The organism is Mesorhizobium humile, assembly GCF_033977215.1.
In the GTDB taxonomy this organism is placed as follows: domain Bacteria; phylum Pseudomonadota; class Alphaproteobacteria; order Rhizobiales; family Rhizobiaceae; genus Mesorhizobium; species Mesorhizobium humile.
In genome coordinates, this window is sequence record NZ_JAVIIV010000001.1 from 183,168 (window position 1) to 198,448 (window position 15,281).

Below are 15,281 nucleotides of genomic sequence, written 5' to 3' on the forward strand. Positions count from 1 at the left end.
GCCGCGCTACTCGGCCGCGTCGCGGATGCCCGCCGGCGTATCCGGGATTCCGGAAGGCTTGTCCGGGAAGGTGCAGATCACCGTGGTGCCCCTGTCCTCGCCGGTCTCGATGCGCACGGTTCCGCCATGCAATTCGACGAAGCTCTTGACGATCGAGAGTCCAAGCCCGGCGCCGCGCCGCCGTCCGCCATTGGCGCGCGGCTCGAAGCGGCGGAAGACCGATTCCAGCACGTCCGGCGGCATGCCGGGGCCGTCGTCATGCACCGAGAACTCGACGCTGTCGGCCAACCGGCGGCAGGTAAGCGTGATCGTGCTTGCCTCCGGCGCGTAGTTCGCCGCGTTACTAAGCAGGTTGTAGAGGATCTGGCGGATACGGATCTCATCGCCATGGAAGCTCGCCGGCGCCTCCGCCGCATCGATATCGAGCTTGATCCGGTGCTCGTCCAGCCTGTCGGCGACCAGCTCGGCGGCCGCGGCGATGGTCCGGTCGATGTTCATTTCGGAGATGTCGAGCTGCATGATGCCGGCATCGACGGTGGCCAGGTCGAGGATATCGTTGACGATGGTGAGCAGCACCGACGACGACGAGCCGACATGCTCGACATATTCGCGCTGCTTCGGTGTCAGTGGCCCTGTCGCGGGCAGCGACAGAAGCTCGGTGAAGCCGATGATGTTGGTCAGCGGCGAGCGCAGCTCATAGGACACATGCTGCACGAATTCGTTCTTCAGCTGGTCGGATTTCTCCAGCGCCTCGTTCCTGTCCTTCAGCGCCCGCTCGACATTGACGGTGTCGGTGACGTCGACGAAGGTGATCATCACCTGGCCGTTGGGCAGGTGGATCACCGCGTAGCTCAGCACCGTGCCGTCGACGAGTTCGATCTGGCCGCGGCGGTCGCGGCGCTCGTCGTCGAAGCCGGTGATCGCGGCGACGAAGCCGCCCCACGGGCTGTTCGCGGCGCGCTGGTTGCACAGGTCGCGGATCGCCGAGACATGGACGTTCGGCTTGACCGCTTCCACCGTCAGGCCCCACAGCGCGACGAAGGCCGGATTGGAAAGGCGCAGCCGGCCGTCCGGACCGAACACGACCACGCCTTCGGCGAGGTTGTCCAGCGTCTCGCCCTGCACCCGCACGGCGGTCTGGTAGCGGCTTTCGAGGTCCATCTTCTCGGTCAGGTTCTCGAACACCCAGGTGACGCCGCCCTTCGGCTGCGGGTTCGCCACGACGCGGATCGTCTTGCCGTCCGGCAGGTGCCACCAATGCTCCTGCGATTCGACGGCGCGGTAGGCGCTGAGCAGGTTTTCCTTCCAGCGCCGCCATTCCGGCTGCTCGGCAATCCTGCCTTCTGAGCGCAGCCGGTCGAGCAGCAGCGTGTTGGAGGGAGCGCTGAGCAGGAAGCCCGGGTCGAGACCCCACAGCTTCTGGAAGGCCTGGTTGAAGAAGCGCAGCTTTTCCTCGGTGTCGAAGATCGCCACCGCGGTGTTCAACTGGTCGAGCGTGTCGGCATGGCTGCGGACGGTCCGCTCATATTCGGCGCGGATCGTCTCGACCGCGCTGGTGTCGCAGGCAAGACCCGCCGAGCCGTCGGCGCCGGCAAAGTCGGTGACCGCGAACATGCGGCGGTCGCCCTCGATCACGGTGGAAAGCGTCTGTTCGAAGACTGCGCGCGTCTTGTGCTGCTCGGCGATCTGCTCGCGCGCCTGGCCGCCGAGGAATTCCTTGGCGTCGCGCAGGGCGGCGGCCGGGCTTTCGGCTTCCACCGCCTCGGCATAGGCGCGGTTGACCCATTGCAATCGCCCGTCCGCGCCGCGCAACCATGCCGGCATTTTCAACGCGTCGAGCAGGCCGACCAGCGTGTCGTGGTCGGCGCTAAGCCGCTGGTTCTCGATCTTGAGCCTGGCCTGGTTGCGCAGTGTCTCCGACAACGAGACGAAACGCACCAAGACATGCGCCGCGCTCTTGCGGCCATGCACTTCCAGCGGCACGCCGGCCTGCGTTTCGATGACCAGGTCGAAGGCCTTCGACTGTTCGCGCAGCGCCGCAACCGCGTGTTCCAAAGCCGCCGCCGAGCGTGGCATCAGCCAGCGGCCGAAGGCGAGGAAGGCCGACCTGTCGTCGGGCGCGCCGCTTTCCAGCGGCAGGTTGCCGATGAGTTCGGGTTTCTTGTTGTCCATTGCCCAGACGATCAGCCGCTGGTCGCGCAGGTTGAGCAGAGCCTCGGAACGCTGCAGCGCCGCGTTGACGTCCGCGATGCGGCCCCTGAGCTGGACATTTTGCGCGGCGGTGCGCGCGCGCTCGCGGATCAGGAAGATGGCCGAGACAAGTGCCGCGCCCATGACACCGACGAACATGGCGAGCTGCATGACCTCGACGGTGCTGACCGGCGCCGTGGCTTTTCCTGGAAGGCTTGTCTCGGCGTGCGCGGCAAACGCGAGCAGCGGGCTGGCGAGCGCCGAGGTGGCAAGCAGCGAGGCCAGCCGCAAGCCGCCACGAAAACCGCCGCCGCTCACGGCGGGGCCGGCCTCGTTCGAATCCTCATGGCCGCCGGAAACGGCCTTTCCCGCGCGTAGCGGGTAATCCCCCGGCATGTCTTGGTCCTCTTCGCCGCTTGAATGCAAGACCGCCCTGAATGCGTCCCCGGCCCAACATGTCCCCGGACCGCGAATCACAACAATAACGCCTGCCGGAATCGGCGTGAAGAATCATTGGCGCAAAAAATAAGCCGGGCGGAAAGTCAACCGCCCGGCTTCAATATCTGGTAGATAATTTCGCTTTGGTTAATAGCGGTAGTGTTCCGGCTTGTACGGTCCCTGCGGCGTCACGCCGATATAGGCGGCCTGTTCGCCCGACAGCTCGGTGAGCTTGGCGCCGAGCTTGTCGAGATGCAGCCGCGCCACCTTCTCGTCGAGGTGCTTGGGCAGCACATAGACCTGGTTCTCATACTGGCCGTGCTTGCTGAAAAGCTCGATCTGCGCCAGCACCTGGTTGGTGAACGAGGCCGACATGACGAAGCTCGGATGTCCGGTGGCGTTGCCGAGGTTGAGCAGGCGTCCCTCGGACAGAAGGATCATCCGCTTGCCGTCCGGGAAGGTGATCAGGTCGACCTGCGGCTTGACGTTTGTCCATTTCAAATTGCGCAGCGACGCCACCTGAATCTCGTTGTCGAAGTGGCCGATATTGCCGACGATCACCATGTCCTTCATCGACCGCATATGGTCGAGCGTGACGACATCCTTGTTGCCGGTGGTGGTGATGACGATGTCGGCGGTGGGGGCCGCGTCTTCCAGCGTCACCACTTCAAAGCCGTCCATCGCCGCCTGCAGCGCGCAGATCGGGTCGACCTCGGTGACCTTGACGCGGGCGCCGGCGCCGCGCAGCGAAGCCGACGAGCCCTTGCCGACGTCGCCATAGCCGCAGACCACCGCGACCTTGCCGGCCATCATCGTGTCGGTGCCGCGGCGGATGCCGTCGACCAGCGATTCCTTGCAGCCATACTTGTTGTCGAATTTCGACTTGGTGACGGAATCGTTGACGTTGATCGCCGGGAAGGGCAGCAGGCCCTTCTTCTGCAGCTGGTAGAGGCGGTTGACGCCGGTGGTGGTCTCCTCGGTGACGCCGCGGATCGCTTCGCGCTGCTTGGTGAAGAAGCCGGGTGAGGCCTTCAGACGCTTCTTGATCTGGGCGAACAGGATTTCTTCCTCCTCGCTGCCGGGATTGGACAGCACGTCCTCGCCGGCCTCGGCGCGGGCGCCGAGCAGGATGTACATGGTAGCGTCGCCGCCGTCGTCCAGGATCATGTTGGAGGTGCCGCCGTCGGTCCACTGGAAGATGCGATCGGTGTAGTTCCAGTAGTCCTCGAGCGACTCGCCCTTGATGGCGAAGACCGGGATGCCGGCCTCGGCGATCGCGGCGGCCGCGTGGTCCTGTGTCGAGAAGATATTGCACGAGGCCCAGCGGATGTCGGCGCCAAGCGCCTTCAGCGTCTCTATCAGCACCGCCGTCTGGATGGTCATGTGCAGCGAGCCGGTGATGCGCGCGCCCTTCAGCGGCTTCTTGGCGCCGAACTCCTCGCGGCAGGCCATCAGGCCCGGCATTTCGGTTTCGGCGATCTCGATCTCCTTGCGGCCCCAGCCGGCAAGCGAGATGTCGGCGACCACATAGTCCTTGCTACCCGTCATGGCAGTGCTCCGGTGTGATTTTTTCTCAAAGGCGCGCCAACGCCGGGAGGCGCATGGGAGGGCGCGATTGCCGGCCTGACTAGCAGATCGGCCGTGACACGACAATGGGATATAAAGAAATCTTTATGCGCGCATGTCTTGGGAGGGCAATCAGCGCAAACGCTGGGGATTGGCTGAAGCCGCCCCAACCCTCGTCATTCTATGGCGGAGCAAGGAGCGAAGCGACGCGGCGCAGACCATAGAATCCGTGTCGTGCTTTCGAAGCGCCGCCAGGGTTGCAGAATTTTGCTCCGCTACACTCTTTGGCGAAGGTAACGGCATGGATTCCAGGGTCTCCGCGACGGAGCTTCGCTCCTGCTCCGCCCTAATGCATGTCGCGCAAAAGTGACCTCGGTTTTGCGGCAACGACATGCATCAAACAAAGGACCTAAAGCGCGTCGCCTGAATCCGTTTCAGCGCGACGCGCTTTAGAATGACAATCGCGATGGACGTTTCGACCAATCTCCAACGCATGCCACCTGCCAAAGCAAAAAGAGCCGGCCGGTCAAAATCCTGTGCTGAGAAACTAGATTTCCTCGCCGAAGCGCGAGGCAACAAGCCGCTCCAGCGCGTCCATCGCCGGCACGGCTTCGGGGCCGCTGGCGATGACGCGGATCGAATAGCCCGGGCTCGCCGCCAGCATCATCAGGCCCATGATCGAGGTGCCGCCGACCTTCACGCCGTCCTTCTCGACGTGGATGGTGGCGTCGAAGCCGCTGGCGACCTGGACGAACTTGGCCGAAGCGCGCGCGTGCAGACCGCGCTGATTGATGATCGGGAACTCCCGCACCACCTCGTCCGTCTGCGACGCCGATACGTTCATTTGCTGCTCAGGAGCTGGCTGGCGACGTTGATGTATTTGCGGCCCGCCGCCTGCGCTTCGTCGAGCGCGGCGGCCATGTTGTCGCCCTTGCGGATCGAGGAGAGCTTGATCAGCATCGGCAGGTTCATGCCGGCGATGACCTCGGTGCGGCCGGATTCCATCACCGAGATGGCGAGGTTGGAGGGCGTGCCGCCGAACATGTCGGTGAGCACGATGACGCCGGTGCCTGTGTCGACGCGCGCCACGGCGTCGACAATGTCGGCCCGGCGCCGCTCCATGTCGTCATCGGCGCCGATCGCCACGGTTTCGAAATTGTCTTGCGGCCCGACGACATGCTCGACTGCATGCCGGAACTCGGTGGCGAGTTGACCGTGCGTCACGAGCACGAGTCCGATCATTCTCTGGTGGCTCCCGTCATCGCCGCTTCACAGGCGTATCTTATGTTCGCCGGCCATTCCAGGCGGCGGGAGCGCTATCTTGTCGACGCGCGGCCGGTTGACAAGCCCAAAATTGCGGCAGCCCGGGCCATTTTGACGCATCGCAACAAAAAAACCCCGGCCCGATCACGAAAAAGGCTGGATCGACAACCGCGCCATTATCGCCGGCAAGGCGGTGGCTGCGTTGCGTTCGGCAAGGTCGATACGCGGCACCGGGCAGCCTGCCACCGGCTCGCTGGTTTCCTCCTGGAAACGGGACATCTCCGTCTTCGGCACCAGCCGCACATTGAGGTCGATTACGCCGCCCGGTTCGAACGGCAGCCGGCGCGGCATGAAACCTGGCACTTCGGCGAGGCCCGCTATCGTCGTCGGCACGCGGCAGACAAGCCGGCCGGCATGGGCCACGGCAAGCACTCTGTCGTCGCCGATCAGCCGCGAGAACAGCTCGCGCGTGCGGCAATGGTCCAGGAGGGTCAGCGCCAGCGTCGTTTTGCCGGCGCCGGACGGCCCGGTGATAAGGATGCCGCGATCGCCGATCAGGATTGCGGTTCCATGGATGTTTTCAGGCTTCGCGGCGGGGTCGGACATCATCGGGTCGGCGCCTGGGCTCAGCCTTCGGCCGGCAGCGTCACCACGAAACGCGCGCCCTTGATCTCGCCGGGCTTGGTGCCGGGGATGTTCTCGGCCGTCAGCGTGCCGCCATGCGCCTCGACGATCTGGCGGCTGATCGACAGCCCGAGCCCGGAGTTCTGGCCGAACGCCTCGCCGGCCGGCCGGTCGGTGTAGAAGCGCTCGAAGATGCGGTCGATGTTCTCGGCCCGGATACCCGGGCCGTTGTCGTCGACGGTGATGATGTTGAACTTGCCCGCGCGCGCCAGCGAAATGGCGATGTGGCCGTGCTCGTCGGGCACGAAGGAGCGTGCGTTCTCGATCAGGTTGGTGATGACCTGGCCGATCCTGAGGTCATGGCCGACGACGAAGAAGCCTTTTGCGCCGGCCGGCAGCTTTGCCACCTTGAACTCGATCTCGACTGCCTTCTTGTTGCGCGTCGTCTCGCGTGACACGGCGACGAGGTCGGTGATGAACTTCTTCAAATCCACGGTGCCGGCATCCTCGCGCGCCAACTCGGCGTCGAGGCGGGAGGCGTCGGAGATGTCGGTTATCAGCCGGTCGAGCCGCCTCACATCGTGCTGGATGATTTCCATCAGACGCGCGCGAGAAGCATCGTTTTTCGCCAAAGGTAATGTCTCGACGGCGCTGCGCAGCGACGTCAGCGGGTTCTTCAATTCATGCGACACGTCGGCGGCGAAACTCTCGATCGCCTCGATTCTCGCGTACAGCGCATTCGTCATGTCGCGCACGGCAATGGACAAATTGCCGATCTCGTCCTGGCGGTCGGAGAAATCGGGGATTTCCTCGCGGCTCTTGACGCCGCGCCGCACCCTGACGGCGGCCGCGGAAAGCCGGCGCAGCGGATTGGCGATGGTGGATGCCAGAAGCATCGACAGGATCGCGGTGACCAGAGCCGCCACTCCGAACACGCGCAGGATCGCCTTGCGCTCGGCCGCCACGATCTTGTCGATGTCGCCGCCTTCGGTGGACAGCATCAACACACCGAGCACGGCGCGGAAACGCTGGATCGGCACCGCGACGGAGACGATCTGCTCGCCTTGCTCGCTCACCCGCACGATGGTCGAGGGGCTGCCGGTCAGCGCCTTGACCACTTCCGGGAAGGCCGCGCCATTGCCACCGGGCTGCTCGTGGTAGACGGGCAGGTCCTTGTTGCGGAAGAAGTCGAAGACGAATTTCTCGACCCGTTCCAGGAGGTCCGGCTGTTCGTCCTCGACCGGCGGCAGGTCGTAGCGCAGGATCTGGCCGCGCGAATAGAGATGGCGCGAATCGAGCAGCAGGTTGGCGTCGCGGTCATAGATGCGGGCGCGGGTGCGCGTCGGCGAGATCAGGCGCCTCAGCACCGGCGCGACGCGCTCCGGATTGATCGGGAAATCGAGGTTGTCGAGCTGGTCGGAACCCGGCCCAAGGCTCTCGCCGGCCTGCAGCTCCAGCAGCTTTTCCGGGTCGATGCTGATCGAATCGGTCTCGACCGTCGCCGAGGCCGCGATCGCGCCGGCGATGATCTCGCCCTGCGTCATCAGGCTCTCGACGCGCGCGTCGATCAGCCCGTCGCGGAAGGTGTTGAGATAAAGGATGCCTGTCACCAGTACGGCAAGGCCGGCCAGGTTGAGGAACAGGATGCGCCGCGTCAGGCTGGAGAAGATGTGATGGCCGAGAAACCGGCGCATCGGCACCGTGACCTTCGACACGAAGGCGGGCACGATCCGCGACGGGCGCCTTGCCGCGCCCGCCCGTCTGCCTCGCTCTACTTCCACTGCCATCGAATAGCAGGCCCTGCTTAGTTAGTGAGTAGTGAGTAGGCAGTAGGGAATAGGTTGGCTGACTGCGGCTATGAGTGGCCGCTCGCATCATTCAAAACTGACTACTGACTATTCCCTACTGCCTACTGCCTATCTCATGCTTCCCGGAACCGGTACCCGACTCCGTAAAGGGTTTCGATCATCTCGAAGTCGTCGTCGACAGCCTTGAACTTCTTGCGCAGCCGTTTGATGTGGCTGTCGATGGTGCGGTCGTCGACATAGACCTGTTCATCATAGGCTGAATCCATCAGCGCATCACGGCTTTTTACCACGCCGGGGCGCTGCGCCAGCGAATGCAGGATGAGGAACTCGGTCACTGTCAGCGTCACCGGCTCGCCCTTCCAGGTGCAGGTGTGGCGTTCCTGGTCCATCACCAGCTGGCCGCGTTCGAGCGAGCGGGCCTGCTGGCTCGGCGCCTTGGCCGCCGCCTCGCGGGCGCTGGTGCGGCGCAGCACCGCGCGCACGCGTTCGACCAGAAGGCGCTGCGAGAAGGGTTTGCGGATGAAGTCGTCGGCGCCCATCTTGAGGCCGAACAATTCGTCGATCTCGTCGTCCTTCGAGGTCAGGAAGATGACCGGCAGATCCGACTTCTGGCGCATGCGGCGCAACAGCTCCATGCCGTCCATGCGCGGCATCTTGATGTCGAGGATGGCGAGATTCGGCGGCCGCGCCGCCAGGCCTTCCAGCGCCGACGCGCCGTCGGTGTAGGTTTCGACCCGATAGCCCTCGGACTCGAGCGCGATCGACACCGAGGTCAGAATGTTGCGGTCGTCGTCGACAAGCGCGATTGTTGCCATTTCAAGCGGCTCCCTCATGAGCTGTCCCTTCTGTCGTCGAGAAGGGGCTTTTGCAGGACAAATTGGGTACAAAATGTGGCACGGGCCTTGTCCGAAGTCACGCTCGGCCTGCCGTCACACGCCATCGCACCCATATTGGGATTGGACGAACCAAGCCTGCCAATCCTTTGGGCAACCTCTGCGGTTTTTTGCACATATAAACGATTTAAACAACTTTCAAATTTTTTAAATCGATTAATGATTTGATATCATTCGCCTTTTCTGGTTCTGAACCTGGCGGCCCCAGCGCGGGCTCCGGGAAATCACCCGTCAGATGCGGCCAATCCAGAGAGGAAATTTGATGTCGGAAGCCGGCAAACGCAACCCCGACTGCGCCATTGACGCGATCGGCCTGAACACCACGGGCATGGTCCGCTACAATTTCGGCGCGGCCGAACTCTATGAGGAAGCGATCCGGCGTGGCGAGGCGAGGCTGACCGCGCAGGGCGCGCTGGTCGCCGAGACCGGCCAGCACACCGGCCGTTCCCCGAAGGACAAATTCGTCGTGCGCGACGGAGCGACCGAGCCGCATGTCTGGTGGGACAACAACAAGGCGATCTCGCCCGCCCAGTTCGAGGCGCTGCTTTCCGACTTCCGCGCCCACGCGGCGGACAAGGACCTCTATGTCCAGGACCTCGTCGGCGGTGCCGACGCCGATCTGAACCTGCCGACCCGGGTCATCACCGAATTCGCCTGGCATTCGCTGTTCATCCGCAACCTCCTGATCCGCCCCGACGCCGCGGAGCTCGAGCGCTTCGCGCCGCGCATGACCATCATCGATCTGCCCTCCTTCCGCGCCGATCCGGTACGTCACGGCACCCGCACGGAAACGGTGATCGCGGTCGACCTCACCCGCAAGATCGTGCTGATCGGCGGCACCTCCTATGCCGGCGAGATGAAGAAGTCGGTGTTCACCATGCTGAACTATCTGCTGCCGGCAAAGGGCGTCATGCCGATGCATTGCTCCGCCAATGAAGGTCCGGACGGCGACACGGCCGTCTTCTTCGGCCTGTCCGGCACCGGCAAGACGACGCTTTCCGCGGATCCGTCGCTCACGCTGATCGGCGACGACGAGCATGGCTGGGGTCCGCACGGCATCTTCAATTTTGAGGGCGGCTGCTACGCCAAGACGATCAGGCTGTCGGCCGAGGCCGAACCGGAGATCTTCGCCACCACGCAGCGCTTCGGCACGGTGTTGGAGAACGTGGTGCTCGACGCCGGTCGCGTTCCGGATTTCAACGATGGCAGCCTGACCGAAAACACGCGCTGCGCCTATCCGCTGGACTTTATCCCCAACGCCTCGAAGACCGGCCGCGCCGGTCATCCGAAGAACATCATCATGCTGACCGCCGACGCCTTTGGCGTCATGCCGCCGATCGCCAGGCTGACGCCGGCGCAGGCGATGTACCACTTCCTGTCGGGCTATACCGCGAAGGTTGCCGGCACGGAAAAGGGCGTCACCGAGCCGGAGGCGACCTTCTCGACCTGCTTCGGCGCCCCGTTCATGCCGCGCCACCCGTCCGAATACGGCAATCTGCTGCGCGACCTGATCGCCAGCCATGGCGTCGACTGCTGGCTGGTCAACACCGGCTGGACCGGCGGCGCCTATGGCACCGGCCGCCGCATGCCCATCAAGGTGACGCGCGCCTTGCTGGGCGCCGCGCTCGACGGCTCGCTGAACTCGGCCGAGTTCCGCACCGACGCCAATTTCGGCTTCGAGGTGCCGGTGGCGGTCCCGGGTGTCGAGAGCGCCATTCTCGACCCGCGCTCGACCTGGGCGGACAAGGCCGGTTACGACCGCCAGGCCGCGAAGCTGGTCAACATGTTCGCGACCAATTTCGAGAAGTTCGAACGCCACGTCGACGCCACCATCCTGGGCGCCGCGCCGCGCCTGCAGGAAGCAGCGGAATAGGTCGCCGTCTCAGGCATCCTTCCTCCAGGGCCCGGCCAGCGCAATTCCAGGAAAAGTGTGAAACGGTTTTCCGTCCGGAATTGCGTCAACAGAGAAAGCCAGAGAGGTCACCGTTTCCGTGAGGCGGTGAACCGCTCTGGCGCCGGGCCTTTTCTTTTTGCCGGAGCCGCGTCATGAGTGCAGGCATGGCGAGCGACGACGACATCATCATCTCCGGCGAAGCGGTCATCCGTGCGGGCGACTTGCATGAGGACTTCATCCGCTCGTCCGGCCCGGGCGGCCAGAACGTCAACAAGGTAGCCACCGCCGTGCAGCTGCGCTTCGACGCGGCGAACGCTTCCGGCCTGTCCGAGCGGGTGCGCGCGCGTGCCATCAGGCTTGCCGGCCAGCGCGCCACCAAGGACGGCGTCATCGTCATCGAGGCCGGCCGCTTCCGCACCCAGGAGCAGAACCGGGCCGACGCGCGGACGCGGCTGACGGCGTTGATCGCCAAGGCGGCCGAGCCGCCACCGCCGCCGCGCAAGAAGACCAGGCCGTCCAAGGGCGCCGTGGAGCGCCGCCTCAAGAGCAAGGCGGGCCGATCGACGGTGAAGAAGCTGCGCGGCCGGGTCGACAGCGACTGAGGCCGGCATACCGGCAAGCGAGCGGCCGTTTTCGGGTCGCGGAGCTGTTTCTTCGGTGGCATGCTCTCTGGCCAATTGATCGGATCGATCCATGCTCGTTCTGCCCAAAGGCGTTCGCCATATGCCGGGCTACATTACCCGCCCGGCCCAGGAAATGCTGGTCGAGGAGATCAGGCGCGTCGTGCAGGCGGCGCCCCTCTACGTGCCGGCCATGCCGCGCACCGGCAAGGAGATGAGCGTGCGCATGACCAATTGCGGCGCGCTTGGCTGGGTGACCGACAAGGAGCGCGGCTATCGCTACCAGCCCACGCATCCGGTGACGGGCGAGCCTTGGCCGCCGATCCCGGAAGCCTTGCTGCAACTGTGGCGCGAGGTCTCGGCCTATCCGCATCCGCCCGAGGCATGCCTGGTCAACTTCTATTCGGCGGACGCCAGAATGGGCCTGCATCAGGATCGCGACGAGCAGGATTTCGCCGCGCCCGTGGTGTCGGTCTCGCTGGGCGACGACTGCCTGTTCCGGGTCGGCCAGGACAGGCGCGAAGACGGCACGAAGTCGTTCAGGCTGAAGAGTGGCGACGTCGTCGTGCTCGGCGATGAAGGACGCCTCGCCTTCCACGGCGTCGACCGCATCTATCCCGCGACGTCGGCGCTTCTGAAGAATGGCGGCCGCATCAACCTGACGCTGCGCCGGGTGACGGTCCCGGCCTGAGCTGCTTGGCGCCGAGGCAACGCGATCTTAAGGACACCGCGACTAAAAGGTCGGTTGCGAAATCGAGGTCGCCATGCAGCCGGACTGGATCAGGACCAGAAGCCTCTTGGACGTAGCCATCGTCACGGTGGTGTCGATCGTCGCGCTTTGGATGACCGAGGTTTACCTGAGCAGTTTGTGGACCCTGAACAGCAAAGGATTTTCCGAACTTTCGCACAGGCTTCCCTATTGGGACTTCACCAATCTCTGGGCTGGTTCGCGCATGGCCATCGACGGCCATGTTGCTACCCTCTTCGATGTGGACGCCTACCGCGCGGCGCTGCGCGCCATGCTCTCGCCCGATCTTCCCAATCAGGAATGGAGCTATCCGCCGAACATCCTGTTGCTCGGCGTTCCGCTTGCCACCTTGCCGATCTTGCCTGCCTACCTGGTCTGGACGGTCGGGACCGTACTTTGTCTGTGGTTGGCGATCCGGCCGCTGAAGCTCGGAGCGGCCCTCGAACTGGCGATTGTCTTGAGCCCCGCGGTGATCTGGAACTCGGTATTCGGCCAGAACGGCGCGCTGACCACCGCGCTGTTGATCGGCGGCCTCGCCGTGGCGCCCAGGCGTCCGCTGCTGGCCGGGATCCTGTTCGGCCTGCTGACGATCAAGCCGCATCTCGGCATCCTTGTGCCCTTCTGCCTGCTCGCCAGCGGCAACTGGCGCGCCATTTTCGCGGCCATCGGGACCGCGGTCGTGATCGCCGTCGCCACCGGCCTGTTCTTCGGCTTTGATGTCTGGCGTCTGTTCCTGACCGAAACCCGTCCCTTGATGACGGCGATCATGCAGGCGCCATATCCGCAACCCTATCAGTACAACGCCATAACGGTGTTCTTCACGGCAAGGGCTGTCGGGCTCGGGCTGCCCCCCGCCTATGGCATCCAGGCTGTCGCGACCATCGCTTCCATCGCCGCGGCGATCTGGCTCTGGTGGCCGCGGCGCCTGGTCTCGCATCAGGAACGCGTGGTGCTTACCGCTGTCCTTGCGATCCTTGCCACGCCCTATGGGTACACCTACGACACGATCGGTGTGGCCGTAGCGGTCGCGATGCTCGCCGCGATGGTTTCGAGGCCGCCTCGACTGATCCTGGCGATTTGCTGGCTCGGGCCTTTCGTCGTGCATTTTTTCACCTGGGGCGGATATTGCGTCGCCGTCCTGATCCCGCTGTTTGTTGCCGCGTGGATGCTGCATTCGATATGGACGACAGGCCACAAGGCTGAACTCTCGGGAGAACCGTCCCTGGCCTAAAGCATTCCAGGATACGTGCGCAGCGACGGGCTCGGCGACTTCGCCGCAGCCTTCCGTCCGCCGCGGGAATTAAAGCATGTCTCCCGTAAGTGAACCCGGTTTCGGGACAAAGACATGCTTAACATCAAAAACTTAGAGCAGGTCGCGTGCGCGCAAAAGTGACCTCGGTTTTGCGATGACGACGTGCATCAAACAAACACCTAAAGCGCGTTGTGTGAATCCGTTTTCACGCGACGCACTTTAGACGCGTCGCCTGAATCCGTCTCAGCGCGACGCGCTTTAAACCTTCCGCAGCGCTACCTCTTCGACCAGGTGGTTGGCGCCCTTGCGAAGGATGAGGTCGCCGCGCCCGCGTCGCTTCGGTGAAGTTGCCGAGACTGACCGCTCATACTTTTCCTCGCGACCTACCCAAAAAAGGGCGGCAACGGATCACTCGGCCTGGCCAGTTCCTGGATTGCGCAGCAGCACCTGAAGGTCGTCATTCTCGGCAATCTGCTGGTAGCCGCGCAGGAAGTTAACGTAGTCCTGCCGCCGGACAAGCTCCGCAATCCAGCCCCTGTCTTTTTTCTCGATGATGATCACGGCGGGCTGTTTGGTTTCGAGTTCGGCGAGCTTGCCCTCGACGTAGCGATCGACGATCTGCCGGTAGTGCGATGCCGTCTCCCTGTCGCCCTCCAGGGTTGCGAGGCCCGAAAGATAACGCGCCGAATAACCCAGCCAATCGCTGCAATCGCGTGAAATCCACGTCCCGCCGAGCATGCGGGTAAGTGGATGGCCCCCCGAGATGTCGGCGCCGACAAGCGCGACAGTCGGCCGATCGGTCGCCGCCTCGATCTTGGCGACAAACTCGGCATTGAGCTTCTGTGTTTGCATGAACGGGATGGCGGCGGCGGCAATGATGGCAGCCAGCAGCGTCTTGCACCCCAGTTCCATTGCCGTCCCCGGCGACTTGTAGGTTGCCGGGGCCGCTTGCGCCATCCTCAACAGGAGCGCCGCCAGAATCAGGCTGAAGGCCGGAAATGCGTGATAGGCCCAGCCTTTTGCCTGGTAGATCAGCGGCACGGTCGCAGCCAGCGAAGCAAGCGTGAATACGCTGACCAGAGGCGACAAAGGCAATCCCGGCCGAACGAAGCGCAGCGCCACGAGCGCGACCACATAGATCGGCACATAGGTCGTCAGCAACGCATACATTTTCTGCATCCGCATATAGGTGTCGGCCAGCACCGGGTAGATGACGCTCAGGAATTCCGGATGGAAATACTGCACGGCGACGACATACGCGACGCACACCAGGCCGATCACCCAGTACTCAACGGCGAAAAGCGTCCGGATCGACCGGCGGCTCCACGCTGCGTAGAGAGCCGGAACGAGCACGACCAGTGCATAATAGGGCTTCACCAGAACCAGGATGCTGCCGCTCAATCCGGCAAGGAGGGCCACCGGCAGGCTGGGTGTTCGACCGTCAATTGGCGCCGCGCGCCAGGCCGTCAACATGAGCAACGGCAAATACAGCGCGATCCCAAGATGCTCCCGCTCGCTGAAGGCATTGCCGGGGAAGATGACCAGCAGCGCCAGAAACAGGGGCAACATCGCAAACAGAGCGCGGTTCTCGGCAAGACCGGCCTGCCTGGCGATCCATGCGGCAAGGCCCAATCCTGCCAGGCAGATCGCATAGCTGTAGACATGAACCGCGATTTCCGGCGAGATACCGATCTTGTGCGCGAGCGCCACGGCCGGCATGAACATCCAAGGCGTGAAAGGCGGATTGACTTCGAAAATGTCGACATAGAGCCGTGACCCGGCAAGCATCTTCTCGCACAAGGTGATTACCCAGCTCGTGTCGGGTATGACGCCCCATCGCATCTGCCAGGGAACGGCGGCTGCCAGCACCAGCAAGCAAAGAACCACCGTCCATGTCCGCGTCTTGCGCGCTTCGCCGATTGGCGCGTCCGCAGATGAGCTGTCCAGAACGGCGGTCATCGGCTCCTTCCTTTGGTGCAGGGGGA

The 15,281-nt window shown here is 63.9% G+C and carries 12 protein-coding genes; 4 read left to right on the forward strand and 8 right to left on the reverse strand.

From position 1 onward, the window contains the following. Nucleotides 1–6: 6 nt before the first annotated feature. The 7 genes from RFM52_RS00905 to RFM52_RS00935 form a co-directional block, all read right to left on the reverse strand. A complete protein-coding gene (locus RFM52_RS00905; RefSeq protein ID WP_320293983.1) occupies nucleotides 7–2,586 on the reverse strand; it encodes a sensor histidine kinase in 2,580 nt (859 codons plus the stop codon). Nucleotides 2,587–2,775: 189 nt separating this feature from the next. Next, nucleotides 2,776–4,176: an adenosylhomocysteinase gene (gene ahcY, locus RFM52_RS00910; protein ID WP_320293984.1), complete on the reverse strand. Its 1,401-nt coding sequence runs from the start codon at nucleotides 4,174–4,176 to the stop codon at nucleotides 2,776–2,778. Nucleotides 4,177–4,741: 565 nt separating this feature from the next. Continuing rightward, nucleotides 4,742–5,038: an HPr family phosphocarrier protein gene (locus RFM52_RS00915; RefSeq protein ID WP_320293985.1), complete on the reverse strand. Its 297-nt coding sequence runs from the start codon at nucleotides 5,036–5,038 to the stop codon at nucleotides 4,742–4,744. Beyond that, nucleotides 5,035–5,436 carry a PTS sugar transporter subunit IIA gene (locus RFM52_RS00920; protein WP_320293986.1) on the reverse strand — a complete coding sequence of 134 codons (402 nt, stop codon included), beginning with the start codon at nucleotides 5,434–5,436 and terminating at the stop codon, nucleotides 5,035–5,037. Before RFM52_RS00920 ends, RFM52_RS00915 begins: the two co-directional genes overlap by 4 nt. A 165-nt stretch (nucleotides 5,437–5,601) precedes the next feature. Beyond that, nucleotides 5,602–6,063, reverse strand: coding sequence for an HPr kinase/phosphorylase (locus tag RFM52_RS00925; protein ID WP_320327830.1), 462 nt, complete (start codon nucleotides 6,061–6,063; stop codon nucleotides 5,602–5,604). A gap of 20 nt (nucleotides 6,064–6,083) precedes the next feature. After that, on the reverse strand, nucleotides 6,084–7,868 hold the full coding sequence (locus tag RFM52_RS00930) for a sensor histidine kinase (RefSeq protein ID WP_320293987.1): 1,785 nt from the start codon (nucleotides 7,866–7,868) through the stop codon (nucleotides 6,084–6,086). A gap of 134 nt (nucleotides 7,869–8,002) precedes the next feature. After that, on the reverse strand, nucleotides 8,003–8,704 hold the full coding sequence (locus RFM52_RS00935; protein WP_006201274.1) for a response regulator transcription factor: 702 nt from the start codon (nucleotides 8,702–8,704) through the stop codon (nucleotides 8,003–8,005). 340 nt (nucleotides 8,705–9,044) lie between these two features. Here RFM52_RS00935 and RFM52_RS00940 point away from each other — a divergent pair, with 340 nt between their 5' ends. The 4 genes from RFM52_RS00940 to RFM52_RS00955 all read left to right on the forward strand — a co-directional run bounded on the left by RFM52_RS00940 (nucleotide 9,045) and on the right by RFM52_RS00955 (nucleotide 13,275). Next, nucleotides 9,045–10,655, forward strand: a complete 1,611-nt coding sequence (locus RFM52_RS00940) for a phosphoenolpyruvate carboxykinase (protein ID WP_320293988.1) — start codon at nucleotides 9,045–9,047, stop codon at nucleotides 10,653–10,655. Nucleotides 10,656–10,840: 185 nt separating this feature from the next. Next, nucleotides 10,841–11,278, forward strand: a complete 438-nt coding sequence (gene arfB / locus RFM52_RS00945) for an alternative ribosome rescue aminoacyl-tRNA hydrolase ArfB (RefSeq protein ID WP_320294448.1) — start codon at nucleotides 10,841–10,843, stop codon at nucleotides 11,276–11,278. Nucleotides 11,279–11,369: 91 nt separating this feature from the next. Continuing rightward, nucleotides 11,370–11,987 carry an alpha-ketoglutarate-dependent dioxygenase AlkB family protein gene (locus RFM52_RS00950; RefSeq protein WP_320293989.1) on the forward strand — a complete coding sequence of 206 codons (618 nt, stop codon included), beginning with the start codon at nucleotides 11,370–11,372 and terminating at the stop codon, nucleotides 11,985–11,987. Between the two features lie 130 nt (nucleotides 11,988–12,117). Then, complete coding sequence (locus RFM52_RS00955; protein ID WP_320293990.1) at nucleotides 12,118–13,275, forward strand: glycosyltransferase family 87 protein; 1,158 nt, start codon at nucleotides 12,118–12,120, stop codon at nucleotides 13,273–13,275. A 429-nt stretch (nucleotides 13,276–13,704) separates the two neighbouring features. Here the strand turns inward: RFM52_RS00955 and RFM52_RS00960 are convergent, their stop codons facing one another. Next, nucleotides 13,705–15,255, reverse strand: coding sequence for a hypothetical protein (locus RFM52_RS00960; protein ID WP_320293991.1), 1,551 nt, complete (start codon nucleotides 15,253–15,255; stop codon nucleotides 13,705–13,707). Between the last annotated feature and the right edge of the window lie 26 nt (nucleotides 15,256–15,281).